The organism is Streptomyces sp. NBC_01750, assembly GCF_035918095.1.
Lineage (GTDB): Bacteria > Actinomycetota > Actinomycetes > Streptomycetales > Streptomycetaceae > Streptomyces.
This window is the reverse complement of the sequence record NZ_CP109137.1, coordinates 7,046,250-7,058,976: the sequence shown is the minus strand read 5'-3', so window position 1 is coordinate 7,058,976 and position 12,727 is coordinate 7,046,250. Positions and strand designations below refer to the sequence as shown.

At 69.4% G+C, this 12,727-nt stretch carries 14 protein-coding genes; 6 read left to right on the top strand and 8 right to left on the bottom strand.

Annotated elements, in window-relative coordinates; genetic code table 11:
- Positions 1-14 precede the first annotated feature (14 nt).
- A complete protein-coding gene (locus tag OG966_RS31760; RefSeq protein ID WP_326653441.1) occupies positions 15-1,844 on the bottom strand; it encodes a protein phosphatase 2C domain-containing protein in 1,830 nt (609 codons plus the stop codon).
- 376 nt (positions 1,845-2,220) lie between these two features.
- On the opposite strand from OG966_RS31760, the gene OG966_RS31755 reads away from it, so the two are divergent.
- From OG966_RS31755 to OG966_RS31745, 3 genes are all read left to right on the top strand, one after another.
- On the top strand, positions 2,221-3,213 hold the full coding sequence (locus tag OG966_RS31755) for a helix-turn-helix domain-containing protein (RefSeq protein WP_326653440.1): 993 nt from the start codon (positions 2,221-2,223) through the stop codon (positions 3,211-3,213).
- A 23-nt stretch (positions 3,214-3,236) separates the two neighbouring features.
- Complete coding sequence (locus OG966_RS31750; protein ID WP_326653439.1) at positions 3,237-3,719, top strand: DUF456 domain-containing protein; 483 nt, start codon at positions 3,237-3,239, stop codon at positions 3,717-3,719.
- Positions 3,720-4,148: 429 nt separating this feature from the next.
- Positions 4,149-4,514, top strand: a complete 366-nt coding sequence (locus OG966_RS31745; protein WP_326653438.1) for a PPOX class F420-dependent oxidoreductase — start codon at positions 4,149-4,151, stop codon at positions 4,512-4,514.
- Between the two features lie 60 nt (positions 4,515-4,574).
- Here the strand turns inward: OG966_RS31745 and rsgA are convergent, their stop codons facing one another.
- The 6 genes from rsgA to OG966_RS31720 all read right to left on the bottom strand — a co-directional run bounded on the left by rsgA (position 4,575) and on the right by OG966_RS31720 (position 9,395).
- The gene (gene rsgA / locus OG966_RS31740) at positions 4,575-5,720 is read right to left on the bottom strand and encodes a ribosome small subunit-dependent GTPase A (RefSeq protein WP_326653436.1); all 1,146 of its coding nucleotides are present in this window, start codon (positions 5,718-5,720) and stop codon (positions 4,575-4,577) included.
- A gap of 459 nt (positions 5,721-6,179) precedes the next feature.
- Positions 6,180-7,430, bottom strand: a complete 1,251-nt coding sequence (gene fmdA, locus OG966_RS31735) for a formamidase (protein WP_326653435.1) — start codon at positions 7,428-7,430, stop codon at positions 6,180-6,182.
- 24 nt (positions 7,431-7,454) lie between these two features.
- Positions 7,455-8,093, bottom strand: a complete 639-nt coding sequence (locus tag OG966_RS31730; RefSeq protein WP_326653434.1) for an AmiS/UreI family transporter — start codon at positions 8,091-8,093, stop codon at positions 7,455-7,457.
- Between the two features lie 33 nt (positions 8,094-8,126).
- On the bottom strand, positions 8,127-8,405 hold the full coding sequence (locus OG966_RS40970; RefSeq protein ID WP_406730637.1) for an FmdB family zinc ribbon protein: 279 nt from the start codon (positions 8,403-8,405) through the stop codon (positions 8,127-8,129).
- A 148-nt stretch (positions 8,406-8,553) separates the two neighbouring features.
- Positions 8,554-8,922, bottom strand: coding sequence for a fluoride efflux transporter CrcB (gene crcB / locus OG966_RS31725; protein ID WP_326653432.1), 369 nt, complete (start codon positions 8,920-8,922; stop codon positions 8,554-8,556).
- Positions 8,919-9,395 (bottom strand): fluoride efflux transporter FluC, encoded by a 477-nt coding sequence (locus OG966_RS31720; RefSeq protein ID WP_326653430.1) that lies wholly within the window; start codon positions 9,393-9,395, stop codon positions 8,919-8,921. Before OG966_RS31720 ends, crcB begins: the two co-directional genes overlap by 4 nt.
- Positions 9,396-9,567: 172 nt before the next feature.
- On the opposite strand from OG966_RS31720, the gene OG966_RS31715 reads away from it, so the two are divergent.
- A complete protein-coding gene (locus OG966_RS31715; RefSeq protein ID WP_326653428.1) occupies positions 9,568-10,731 on the top strand; it encodes an NAD-dependent formate dehydrogenase in 1,164 nt (387 codons plus the stop codon).
- Positions 10,732-10,958: 227 nt separating this feature from the next.
- Positions 10,959-11,381: a hypothetical protein gene (locus OG966_RS31710; RefSeq protein WP_326655445.1), complete on the top strand. Its 423-nt coding sequence runs from the start codon at positions 10,959-10,961 to the stop codon at positions 11,379-11,381.
- 386 nt (positions 11,382-11,767) lie between these two features.
- Here the strand turns inward: OG966_RS31710 and OG966_RS40965 are convergent, their stop codons facing one another.
- Entirely contained in the window at positions 11,768-12,064 is a 297-nt protein-coding gene (locus tag OG966_RS40965; RefSeq protein ID WP_406730639.1) for a DUF6059 family protein, read from the bottom strand.
- On the opposite strand from OG966_RS40965, the gene OG966_RS40960 reads away from it, so the two are divergent.
- Complete coding sequence (locus OG966_RS40960; protein ID WP_442806821.1) at positions 11,948-12,361, top strand: methyltransferase family protein; 414 nt, start codon at positions 11,948-11,950, stop codon at positions 12,359-12,361. The two genes, OG966_RS40965 and OG966_RS40960, sit on opposite strands and share 117 nt — an antisense overlap.
- The last annotated feature ends 366 nt before the right edge of the window (positions 12,362-12,727 follow it).

The following is a 12,727-nucleotide window of genomic DNA, read 5'->3' as shown; positions in this document are numbered from 1 at the left end:
CATGGCGAACGCGGTTACGCCTCCCAGACTGCGACAGCCGTACGGTCATCGGCGTATCCCTTCACCCTCAGCTGGGTGTCGGCGAGGAACGTGGCCAGTCCCGGCGGTCCGGCGGGCGCCCAGCGCTCGGCCAGCTCTTCGGCGAGGGCGGCTTCCCCACGCAGCGGGTCGGCCAGTCCGCTGCTGCACAGCAGCAGGGTGTCACCGGGGCGGGCCACGGAGGCGCGGAACCTGAACGGTTCGGCGGGGGGCGGTGGCGGGGCCTCGATATACGGGGACGGAGGCGTCGCGATCCCCAGGTCCATGGTGAGCCGGTCGCCGTCGGGGGACTCGGCGGGCGTGTCCGCGGGCGCCGAGCCGTATCCGACGACGGGAGCTCCTGCCACCGCGGCGGAGTCGGGGACATGCGGCTCGATGTCCTGCCAGGCGCCGTCGCGAAGGCGGAAAAGACCGCCGCCGCCGACTCCGAAGAACACGCGCGTACGGCACTCGGGGTCGGCGGAGAGCAGCAGACACCGGAGGTTCGCGGTGTACTCCTCGGGCTCGACGCCGAGCTCGGCGGCGCGGGCCCGCAGTTTGCCGAAGCTGCGGTCGGTGAGCCGGTGCAGACCCGACTTGAGATCGCCCCGGCGTCCGGCCCGGATGTCCGCGGCCAGGCGGGCGTGGCTGCGGCCGACGGCGCCGCCTATCCAGCGACAGGCCTCGGCGGCGGCGAGGTGGGCCCCTTCGGCGACGCGGGCGCCGCTGGCCACGGCGACCATGACAAGCGCCGCCTCGCCGCTGCCGAAGCGCGCGGTGAGCAGGGCGTCGCGGCGCGGCTCGCCGCGGTAGCGCGCGGAGTCCCCGCGGACGGAGGCGGCGCGCAGGGTGTACGTGCCGTAGTGGGCTCCGTCGAGCACGGTGTCGGCGACGAGGTTGTCCAGCTCGTGCGGCTGGGCCGCGGGCAGCGCGGTGGGCTCGGCGTCATAGGTGGGCGGTCCGCCACCGACGTATGCGACGTGGGGGCGCGGCTCCACGAGGCCGGCGTGGGGTGGTGGCGGGGGCGGATCCATGGCGGTCTGCGGCGGTGCGGGCGGGGCCGGCGGCGCGGGGACCTGCGGCGGCGGGGGTGCTGCCCGCGGTGCCGCGGGGGCGGGGACAGGAGCAGGTGCGGGCGCGTCGTCGTGCTGGTCCTGGGCGGCCGCTCGTCCGGGCGGGGCCTCGTGCCGGGGCGGCTCCGCGCCGGCCGGGGGGATGCCGTGCGCCGCGTCCGGCCGGGTGGCCGAGTAACCGGGCGCGGCCGGCGCGGCGGGTTCGGCGTCGAAAGGCTCTTCCGGGACCGGCAGTTGCGCGCGCGGGCCCTTTGCCCACGGCGGCCGGGATGGTTCCCGCGGCGCGACGTCGGGCCGCGGCGGCCGGGCGTTGTCGCGCGGTGCGCCATCCGGCCGCGGCGGCCGGGCTTTCCCGCGGGACCCGGCATCCGAACGGGGCGGCTCGGGCAGCGCAGCCGGCGGGGGTGCGTGCGGCTGGTCGGGGGCGGCCGGCCGTTCCCACGGCGCGCGTTGCCGTGGCGGCCTCGCAGGACGGCGCGGCATGTCCGGCTCGGCGGAAGCCGCCGCATCCGCCGGGCGCGACTCCCACCAGGCGCGCGGGCGCCACCTGCCGCGATCGCCCGGATCGCGAGGGTCGTCCGGCTGCGACGGCTCGGGGGTACTCTCCGCGGCCACCGCATCCGCCGCGGAGTCGAACCGGTCGTCCAGCGTGTCGCGCGTCGGCGCCGCGGGACCGGTGTCCGGGGCGGATTCGTCGTACAGCCGGTCCCACCATTCGTCCTCGGTGGCGGGCCTCTCCCCCTGCTGGCTCATGCCCTTATTGTCCACCGCACGGGCGGCACGAAAACGGTGCATCCCGAAAAAAGAAATATGCGTCAAGTGGTCCGCCGGGCGCCCCAACCCCCCACGGGAAGGACGCCCGGCGGACCGTTCGTGGCCGGCGCACCGCGTGATGGACGGTCACGGTGGCCGCCCCCGGTGAACGCGATATCGGGCGCATCGCCCCTCCCATCCGAATCCGGCGCATATGGCCGGAAGTGCGCTGTTTTCCGGGGCTCTTGGTGCTGCGGTGACGCCACATTGGCAGAGGGGCGGGCGGTGCGGGGATGATGCACGCGGCGGGAATACGCCTTGGCCGGTTTCCGCCAGTGCGGCCGAAGAAGTGCACGTCCGGGGAGGGTGGGGTCAGATGCTGCAGGCGATAGGTCTCGACGAGAGGCAGGAATCGGCGTACCGCGCACTCGTCGCGCTCGGGGCGGCGGAAGTCCCCGATCTCGCGCACCGGCTGGCGCTCCCTGAGACGGATACGGAGCGCGCGCTACGGCGGCTGGAACAGCAGGGTCTCGCCGCGCAGTCCTCGGCCCGCACCGGACGGTGGGTGGCGGCTCCGCCCGGTGTCGCGCTGGGCGCACTGCTGACCCAGCAGCGCCACGAGCTGGAGCGGGCGGAACTGGCCGCGGCGCTGCTGGCGGAGGAGTTCAGGGCGGAGGCCACCGCTCCGGCCGTGCACGATCTGGTCGAGGTGGTGACGGGCGCGAGTGCCGTCGCGCACCGCTTCGTACAACTGCAGCTGGGCGCGACCCAGGAGGTCTGCGCCCTGGTCACCGGAAATCCGGTCGTGGTCACCGGGACGGACAACGAGGCGGAGGAGAAGGCCGCGACGCGCGGCGTGCGGTACCGGGTGGTGGTCGAGCGCGAGGTGTTCTCGCGGCCCAACGGGATCAACGAGCTGAGCGCGGCGCTGGGCCGTGACGAACAGGTGCGGGTGGTGGACCGGGTGCCGACCAAGCTGCTTGTCGCCGACCGCACGCTCGCGATGGTGTCGCTGACCGGGCGCGGGGCCGATCCCGCGGCACTCGTCGTGCATGAGAGCGGGCTGCTGGAGTCACTGGCGGGTCTGTTCGAGGCGGTGTGGCGGGAGGCGCTGCCGCTGCGGCTCGGCGCGGGCGGCGAGGTGGGCGAGGAGGAGGCGACGGGGCCCGATGCCACGGATCTGGAGATCCTGTCGCTGCTGCTCGCCGGGATGACGGACGCGAGTGTGGCCAAGCAGCTGGATCTTGGGCTGCGGACCGTTCAGCGCCGGGTGAAGGGGCTGATGGAGCTGACCGGCGTGACGACGCGGCTGCAGCTCGGCTGGCATGCGTACGCGAAGGGCTGGGTGGCCCGCGACCTGCGGGAATAATCAGCTTCCTGCACCCTTGGCAGATGGGCGCATGGCAGCTCCTGATGGTCGGCCTGGTGATGCTGCTGGGCCTGCTCGGGGTGCTCGTGCCCGGTGTTCCGGGGCCGTGGCTGATCTGGGCCGCGATGCTGTGGTGGTCGTTGCACGAGCAGTCCGGACTGGCCTGGGCGCTGCTGGTGGGCTCGACCGTCGTACTACTGGTCACCCAGGTGGTGGTGTGGCTGCTGCCACCGCGCCGGCTGCGCGGGGTGGGGGTCACCCGGCGGATGGCGATGTTCGCGGGCGCGGGGGCGCTGGTCGGCTTCTTTCTGGTGCCGGTGGTGGGCGGGATTCTGGGATTCATCGGGGGGATCTACGGCTCCGAGCGGCAACGGCTCGGCGGGCACGGCCCGGCGATGGCCTCGACCCGGGCGGTGATGCGGGCGGTGGGGACGAGCGTGCTGGTGGAGCTGTTCGCCTGTCTGCTGGTGGCAGGGGCGTGGCTGGGCGCGGTCCTCTCGGGCTGAGCGAGGCCCCGTCGGCCTCCGCCGAGCGCCGCCCAGCGTCTTTCGGCGGACGAGGCCCTCAGGCCCTCCGGCTGACCAGCGAGGCGGGCGCGCCGTGCGTCGTACGCCACGGCATCGCGGGCCCGATCGAGGTCCGCGCCGGGCGGGGCCGGCGGCTGTGGTGGGAGGAGGCGGGCGACGGTGCGATCCGGATCCCGCTGAGAAGGGGCGAGTCGGGGCTGATCACGGCGCGTGGGGACCACCCGGACCTGCGAATCCGTCCAGTCGCTCCGAACGCGCCGGCCCCGGCGTGGGGGCTCCCGGCCTGAGCGGTCCGGGACCCGGGCCCTGAGCGGTCCCTGGCCGGTCCCCGACCGGCCGGAAGTCCTAGGACTCGCCCAGGACCAGCAGCCGATGCGGACGACGAGGCGCGCGTGTGAGGCTGCATCCATGACCGAATTCAGCGACGCCGAGCGCGCGTACCTCAAGTCCCAGCGCCTGGGAAGGCTGGCGACCGTCGACCCGAAGGGGCAGCCACAGGCGAACCCGGTCGGGTTCTTCCCGCAGGAGGACGGGACGATCCTGGTCGGCGGCTACGCCCTGGGCACGACGAAGAAGTGGCGCAACCTCCGGGAGAACCCGAAGGTGGCGCTGGTGGTCGACGACATCGTGAGCCTCCAGCCGTGGAAGGTCCGCGGTGTGGACATCCGGGGCGAGGCGGAACTGCTCACGGGCCCGCACGAGTTGGGCCCGCACTTCAGCGAGGAACTGATCCGGATCCACCCGCGGAAGATCCACAGCTGGGGCCTGGACTGAGGGGTGTTGCCCCGGGCGCCGGTGACCGCGAGGTCACCGGGCCCGGGTCCCCCTGTGCACTCAGCGCACCCGGCCGCGCTTCACCTGCATCGCCGCGCGACCCTCGGCGCCCTTCTGCTTCCAGTCGCGCAGGATCTCCGCCCGCAGCCGCGCGTCCGTCTTCGCGACGATGCGCCGGTTCTCCCGCAGCAACTTGCGGTAGCTCTCCAGCCGCCGCTCCGGCAGCGAACCGTCCTCGATCGCGACGAGCACCGCACAGCTCGGCTCCGACTCGTGAGCGCAGTCGTGGAAGCGGCACTCCTCGGCGAGCTCCTCGATCTCCGAGAAGACCTGGCCCACGCCGGTCTCCGCGTCCCAGAGCCCTACGCCGCGCAGCCCAGGCGTGTCGATCAGCACACCCCCGCCGGGGAGCACGAAGAGGTTGCGGGTCGTGGTGGTGTGCCGGCCCTTGCCGTCGACGTCACGGGTCGCCCGCACATCCATCACGTCCTCGCCGAGCAGCGCGTTGGCGAGCGTCGACTTGCCCGCGCCGGACGCGCCGAGCAGCACACTCGTCCCGCCGGAGAGGATCGCGGAGAGCACATCGATGCCCTCGCCTGACGCCGAACTGACGCCCAGCACCTGCACTCCGGGCGCGGTCGTCTCCACGTCCTGGACGAGATACGAAAGACCCGTCACATCGGGCACCAAATCGGCCTTGGTGAGCACGACGAGCGGCTGCGCGCCGCTCTCCCAGGAATGTGCCGATTTATGCAGCAGCGCATCACCGCTGGAGCTGGACATCGCGAGTGCGAGGAACCGCTCGATGCGCCCGAGATCGAGTTCGACCGCGAGCGACACACAGATGACGACGTGATCGATGTTGGTGGCCAGTACCTGGCCCTCGGAGCGCTTGGACGACGTCGACCGCACAAAGGCGGTGCGCCGCGGCAGCAGCGTCCGCACGTACCGCGGATCGCCACCTTCGGGGTCGACAGCGACCCAGTCCCCCGTACATACGACCTTCATCGGGTCGCGGGGAACGACGAACTCGGTATCAGCACGGACAAGGCCTGCCGGAGTGACGACATCACACTGACCGCGGTCGACACGTACGACACGGCCGAGCAGCAGACCCTGCTCCGCGTACGGGGCGAACTCAGTCTCCCAGCCCTCATCCCAGCCGTAGGGAGTGAGGGGATGCGAGGAAGCCGAGGACGAACCCATGAGAGAAAAGGAAGACAAGGGGGTGACCCTTCACAAGGGGGCCCCGGCTCCGCGCTCACTGGCGCGGGAGAAGAGAGAGGTCAGCCGGAGGCCACGGAGGTGGACTGGATGAACTTCCGGATGCGGGCAGCGCCCATCTCAACGACAGTCATCGGTCACACCTCCCAAACCAAGCCAAGTCACCAGCGGCAACACCTGGTTGCCGCTCGAACAGCACCGACTCTAGGGGTACACGGGCCCGTCGCGCCATCGAATTACTCTCATCCGTACGACACCCGCAGCCGGCCGACCGACCTCACGCCACGACTCGTACAGTGTTCTGCGCGAGGTCCTGGGCCTGCGGGCTTCAACCGCGCAGACAAGGTCCCGGCCGCGGCCCGCCCTCACGGATCTGGCAAACGGCGATGACGTGCAGGGCTGAGTCGCAGCCGAGACCGCGGGGCCGCAACTGGGGTCCGGTCAGGCGGTGGCCAACGCGCACTGGCCTCGGTCGGCCTTCATCGGTCCGGCGGCGCTGGGACGGACCTCGAAGTCGAACATGGCGGTGGGTACGTACAACGAGCAGCAGGCGTTGGGGATGTCGACGATGCCGCTGATACGTCCCTCTATGGGGGAGGAGCCGAGCAGCAGGTAGGCCTGCTCTCCGCTGTAGCCGAACTTCTTGAAGTACTCGACGGCGTTGAGGCAGGCCCGGCGGTAGGCCAGTGTCGCGTCGAGGTAGTAGTTCGTGTCCGTGTCGTGGTCGACGGAGATTCCGATGAAAGTGAGGAACTCCGTGTACCTCGGTTCGACGTTGCCCGGAATGAACACCGGGTTGGTGGAGATGCCGTACGTCTCCATGCCGCCCTTGATCAGGTCGACGTGGAAGTCGATGAAGCCGCCCATCTCGATGGCGCCGCAGAAGGTGATTTCTCCGTCGCCCTGACTGAAGTGCAGGTCGCCTCCCGAGAGCTTGGCGTCCTTGACGTGTACGGGGTAGAAGACCCGCGAACCGCGCGTGAAGTTCTTGATGTCGTGGTTGCCTCCGTTCTCGCGGGCCGGCACCGTGCGTGCGCCTTCCGCGGCGATGCGCGTGGCGAGGTCTCCGGTGGCCGTGCCCGCGAGTGCGTTGGTGCTGTCCGGCGGTACGGCGAGTGGCGGGACCCGGTTCGGGTCGGTGTCGATCAGCGCCTGCTCGCGGGCGTTCCAGCGTGCGAGCATCTCGGTGGACGGGGCGGTTCCGAACAGCCCGGGGTGGGTGATCCCGGTGAAGCTGATCCCGGGAAGGTGGCGGGAGACCGCCTGCTGTCCGTGGAAGTCCCATATCGCCTTGTAGGCGTCCGGGAAATAGTCGGTCAGGAAGCCGCCGCCGTTGGCCTTGGCGAAGATACCGGTGTAGCCCCAGCCCTGGCCCGCCGCGTCCCCGGTCTGCTGCGGCACGGGGCCGAGGTCGAGTATGTCGACGACGAGCAGGTCGCCGGGTTCGGCGCCCTCCACGCCTACCGGACCGCTGAGCATGTGAGGGATGGTCAGGTCGATGTCGCGTACGTCGTTGGCGGTGTCGTTGTTGCCGACCTGGCAGTCGGTCCAGTCGCGGCATTCCATGCGGAACTCCGCTCCCGGCTTCACCATGGCGACGGTGGGGACGTCCGGGTGCCACCTGTTGTGTCCGGGAACGTCCTGGTCACGCATCGACTTACTGTGGTCCACATTGAAGATGATTTCTGGCATGACAGCTCCTGGTTTCTGATCCCGTCACGTTTGTGCGCCTACGCTTCCGGCCGCCGGGGCGGCTGGGGCCGGTTGCCGCGAATTCCGGGTGAGGGGCCACAGCGCCCCGAACACCACCACGCCGAACACCGCCAGCGCGATGGCGGTTTCATTGGGGCTCACCCAGTAGCCGGAGAGCAGCAGCGCCGCGGGAATCGCGCCGGTGACCCAGCCCTGGATCGCCGTGACCCAGCCTGTATAGATTCTGAGACTGTCCATCTTGAGACCGAGCAACAGGAAGAACAGGAACCACAGGAACGCCCAGTAGAGCCAGATGACCCCGAACGGGTAGTCCCTGAAGATCCGGAAATTGACGAACGAGTACCCCAGGGCCGCAACCGCAACGAACAGGGAGTAGTAGCCGACGCCGGTACTGTCGAGACCGGCGAGGAGGCCCACACCTACATACAGGTAGGTGAAGCCGAACAGATAGATGCCGGATGCCGCCAGGATCCCTCTGGGTTCGCCGGCGGCGACGAAGATGAGATAAGTCGGCGTCAGCACCTGCAGTGCGCCCACGAACAGGTTGAACACCGCTGCCGCCTTGGCGTCGACCTTCCCGAGCAACAGCATTCCGTTGATGAAGAGCACTGCACCGACAAACAGCAGTCCCACGTTTCCCACGAGGACGCACCTCCTAAGTCCGCGTGGACGCCCTCAGGGACGCGGCAACCGCGAGAGCGCGGGGTGCGGGTGCCGTGGCACCCTTGTGCGTGACGGCACTTCGGAGACTACTGCCGGGGCCTCACGGGCCTGCTCCTCCTGGTCATGAAGGGCGGCGACCGCGTTCGAGGTCAGCGTAAAGCCGGGCGAGGAGTACACACGTCTCGCAGCGCCTGCGCAAACAGGGCAACCGTAAACCTTGGGCGCCGTCCCGATCGCCAACTTCACGTCGAAGGGCCCACATCGGCTGCATAGATATTCATAGGTTGCCATCAGCAGCCTCCGGATGCCCGTGGACGCTAGCCAACCCGAGTGCGTGCGATGCGCCCCGATCAGCACACGGCGCAGCGCGTTTCTTACCTTCAAGGAGACGTCTCGCAAATCCAGGTGTCAAGTACCGGACGGCCGGGCCTGGATCTTCTCAGAACGACCCGATCGCGAGCGCCGCCGCTGCTGCCGCAAGACCCACCGCGAGACTCGAAGCGGCGTACAGCAGGGCCTTGCCGACCTGCCCTTTCTCGCACAGGAGGACCAACTCGTAACTGAATGTGGAGAACGTCGTATAGGCGCCGCAGAAACCCACGCCGGCAATGGTCACGACCTGCTCCGGCAATGCGTGCCGTGCGCCGAGGCCCACCAGAAGCCCCAGCACGAACGATCCGCTCACGTTGATCAGCCAGGTGCCGCGTGGGAACGCGCCCGGGCTCCGGTACTGCACGTACTGGCCGAGGACGTAACGCGCCACTGCCCCGGCCGCGGCCGCCGCACCGACGGCGAGCAGGATGATCACCGCACCCACCAGCCGTATCGGCGGGCGCGCCCGCGCCGCGCGTCGAGCCGTATGTGCCGGGCCGACGTCAGCCGGCCGATGGCCAGGCCCAGAACGGTGGCGGCCGCCCCGGCGAAGAGGCTCCCGACGATGTTCAACGCCGCGGCTGCGTAGTGGCCGTGGCCCAGCAGGCGATCGGTGTCGACCATCCAGGTCGAGAAGGTGGTGAAGGCGCCGAGGAAGCCGACGGCGGCGAACGGCCGCACGTACAGGGTCGGCGGCCAGGCCTCGAACACATAAAAGAGCAGCAGCGCCAGCGCGAACGATCCGGACACGTTGACGGCGAATGTCGTCCACGGGAACGTCGCCCCAGGCGCGGGGAAGGCCAGCCCCAGCGCGTAACGGGCCGTCCCGCCCAGCAGGCCGCCGAGCGCGACCGCCGCCAGGACGCCCCCGCGCAGATGCGCGCGGAACGGCTCCCGAACTCCCGTCACAGGCCTCATCGAAATAGCCGCATCCCTATCCACCGGAACACCTCCCCATTATCCCCTGGGGATTGCAGCGCCGACGCACACTCGACTAAAATTCAAGATCATCGGCGTTTGACCGGTTTACCGGTGCCCAACCCGTTCACCGGAGCAGTGGCCCCACCGATGGAGGACGGCCATGGCAAAAATCCTTGCGGTGCTCTATCCGGATCCCGTGGGCGGATATCCTCCCGACTACGCCCGCGACGAGATTCCCACCATCACCGGCTATCCGGGCGGTCAGACCGCGCCGACCCCGCAGGCCATCGATTTCGCCCCGGGGCACCTCCTCGGCTGCGTCTCCGGAGAACTGGGACTGCGCCGGTTCCTGGAGGACCGGGGTCACACCTTCGTCGTCACGAGCGACAAGGAAGGGGCGGACTCCACCCTGGATCACGAGCTTCCCGACACCGACGTGGTCATCTCGCAGCCATTCTGGCCCGCCTATCTGACCCCCGAGCGCATCGCCGCGGCTCCCCGGCTCAGACTCGCGATCACCGCGGGGATCGGGTCGGACCACGTCGATCTGCCGAGCGCCATCTCCCATGGCATGACCGTGGCCGAGGTGACTTTCAGCAACAGCATCAGTGTGTCGGAGCACGCCGTGATGCAGATCCTCACCCTGGTGCACAACTACATGCCGGCTCACGAGTGGGTGACCACCAAGAAGGGATGGAACATCGCCGACAGCGTCTCGCGCGCCTACGACCTCGAAGGCATGGACGTCGGCGTCCTCGGCTCCGGCCGTATCGGCCAGGCGGTACTGCGCCGCCTCAAGCCGTTCGACGTCACGCTGCACTACTGCGACGTGCACCGGCTGTCCAAGAAGGTCGAGGAGGAGCTGGAGCTGACCTGGCATCCCGACGCCCGTTCGCTGGCCTCCTCCGTCGATGTGCTGTCGATCCACACTCCGCTGCATCCACAGACGAAGAACCTCTTCGACGACGAGCTGATCGGGGCCATGAAGCGCGGTTCGTACATCGTCAACACCGCACGGGCGCTCATCGTCAACCGGGACGCCGTGGTGCGGGCCCTCAACAGCGGCCAACTGGCCGGTTACGCCGGTGACGTCTGGTACCCGCAGCCGCCACCGCCCGACCATCCCTGGCGCACCATGCCCTACGAGGCGATGACGCCGCACGTGTCCGGGTCGACCCTCTCGGCGCAGGCACGCTACGCGGCCGGTACGCGGGAGATCCTGGAGTGCTGGCTCGACGGGCACCCCATTCGCCCGGAGTACCTGATCGTCGAAGGCGGTGGGCTCGCCGGGACGGGAGCGAGCTCCTACACGGTCGCCGGATGACCGACACGGGCGGGAGTGACATCCGGCGGACAAGAAATCAGCTGAAGATTCAATAGAAGATCCACCACCCCGGCTGTGAGCCGATTCACGCACAATTTACTGGACGGGCGCAGGCGAGGCCTTTAGCGTCCGTAAATAGATTGTTTCTCATTATGCGGAGATACCGGCGCCGCGCGTAATCTCTCGCAAGAAAACCAGGCGCACGCCGGGAAGGTGGATCAGTGAGCATGGACGCAGTGTGGGTCCGGGGCGTGACCGGCATTCAGATGCACCACGTGACCGACCTTCAGGATGCCGGCAGGTTTTTGGGCAACGCAGCGATGGCACTGCGGGCCGCGCACGTAAGGACCGGCGCCGACCGGTACTCCGGCATCTCCGCCGAGCTCAAGGCTCTGGTGGAGCGAGTGCGGGAGTTGGAGGAGGAGGCGCGGTCGAGCATGCACGACCTGCACTCCACCGACCCGGATCGGTTCGTCCGCTGCCGGGACGGCCACGAGCCGTGGCCCGGCGAGATCGCGGCAGGATTCATCCCGCGCCACACATGCAAGGACGAGTGCCTCTACCACGACCGCGAGGTCCTCGACGCCATCATGCAGTGCACCTGCGGACGGCCGCCATGCCGGGCCTGTGAGATCGGCGGGAGGCTCTGACGAGCCCCGGGCCTCCTGTGTCCGAGCCGGATCGAAACACCACCTGATCACCGACGGTCACCGCACCCACTCGCGGTGATCAGGACTGACTGTAACCACAACGACGTCTGCCGCTGGTCGACGCCGTCCCCGCCGTGGACAACGCTCAGCAGGGACGGCCACGCCGCAAGCCCGGCTCACACATCGCCGAGCACGGTTGCGGCCGGTACCGAGCAGTCCGGCCGCGACGACGCGCTCGCGTCAGCTCACCCCGACCCCACCGCTGTGCGCGTCGCGGCACTTTCCCACGCAAGCGCGAAGAACCGCCCGCTCAGCAGCGACGATGCTCGGTCAGGCCCGAACGTGTGCCTGCCAACTGTCGAAGCCGGGAGATCGTTGCCATCCGATCAACCTTCTTGCTCCGGCCGGCGCAGAGGGGGCAGGCAGCGGGCGAGCGTGCGCTCATCAACGGTCAGCGGTACGTCGGCACGCACCCGCTCGGGGTGTCCCTCGGGCGGCCCGGCGAGTGGTGGCTCGGCCGGGGCCCTCCCCGCGGCCGCGTACAGCATTCCTAAGGCCACCAGCCCATTCCAGACCGGCGGCAGCAGGCGATCGACCGCAATGCGCCTGATCCCTCTGATGGCCACACATCGGAGAGTGCCAGCTGCGGCTCGCGAACTGGTCGCGTCACGGGCCGGCGGCATCCCGAGCCGATCCTGCGGCTGGCTGCGCTCACCTGTCGGACGAGGGTGCTGCACAGCGCGCTGGAACTGGATCTGTTCAGCACATTGGCCGAAGGCCCGCTGACCGAGCCCGAGTTGCGGAAGCGTCTGGGGCTGCACGAGCGGTTCTCGCTGGACTTCCTTGACGCACTTGCCGGCCTCGGCATGCTGACCAAGGACGCGGGGAGGTACGGGGAGCGGCTCGATGAAGTGGAGCGCGCAAAGGCGGTACGGCGCCGCAGAGTCGGACTCGGCGTCCAGCGCTCGTCCCTGGCGTAGGACGACAGCGGGTGCGACGAAGACGGAACGGGCACGGAAACAGAAGGGAGATACAAGGGAAAGCCTTCGAAGGGTGGCCCCAGGAGCGCGCTCGGCGCGCGGAAGTGGTGTGAGTGTCAGCGTGAAACCACAGGGGTGGGAACGATGAACTCCTGAATGCGGGTAAAGCCCGTCGCCGTGCCAGTCATCAATGTCCTCACCTCCTGCTTCCTCAACGATCCAACGCAGTTCCGCTCGAGAGCGGCACACGGCCGCGTCCGGGAACGAAGGGACCCTATCCCCGGCTCGCGACGCGCCGCCACCCATTTATTTCCGGCCATTTATTTACCGCGGCAGCCTCCAACGCGCCCCGGCAGAGGGCCAGGA

Bases quoted from the DNA above. Each gene is read 5' to 3' on its own strand.
- OG966_RS31760 (WP_326653441.1), bottom strand. From the start codon at position 1,844: ATGAGCCAGCAGGGGGAGAGGCCCGCCACCGAGGACGAATGGTGGGAC.
- OG966_RS31755 (WP_326653440.1), top strand. From the start codon at position 2,221: ATGCTGCAGGCGATAGGTCTCGACGAGAGGCAGGAATCGGCGTACCGC.
- OG966_RS31750 (WP_326653439.1), top strand. From the start codon at position 3,237: ATGGGCGCATGGCAGCTCCTGATGGTCGGCCTGGTGATGCTGCTGGGC.
- OG966_RS31745 (WP_326653438.1), top strand. From the start codon at position 4,149: ATGACCGAATTCAGCGACGCCGAGCGCGCGTACCTCAAGTCCCAGCGC.
- rsgA (WP_326653436.1), bottom strand. From the start codon at position 5,720: ATGGGTTCGTCCTCGGCTTCCTCGCATCCCCTCACTCCCTACGGCTGG.
- fmdA (WP_326653435.1), bottom strand. From the start codon at position 7,430: ATGCCAGAAATCATCTTCAATGTGGACCACAGTAAGTCGATGCGTGAC.
- OG966_RS40970 (WP_406730637.1), bottom strand. From the start codon at position 8,405: ATGGCAACCTATGAATATCTATGCAGCCGATGTGGGCCCTTCGACGTG.
- OG966_RS31715 (WP_326653428.1), top strand. From the start codon at position 9,568: ATGGCAAAAATCCTTGCGGTGCTCTATCCGGATCCCGTGGGCGGATAT.
- OG966_RS31710 (WP_326655445.1), top strand. From the start codon at position 10,959: ATGGACGCAGTGTGGGTCCGGGGCGTGACCGGCATTCAGATGCACCAC.
- OG966_RS40965 (WP_406730639.1), bottom strand. From the start codon at position 12,064: ATGCCGCCGGCCCGTGACGCGACCAGTTCGCGAGCCGCAGCTGGCACT.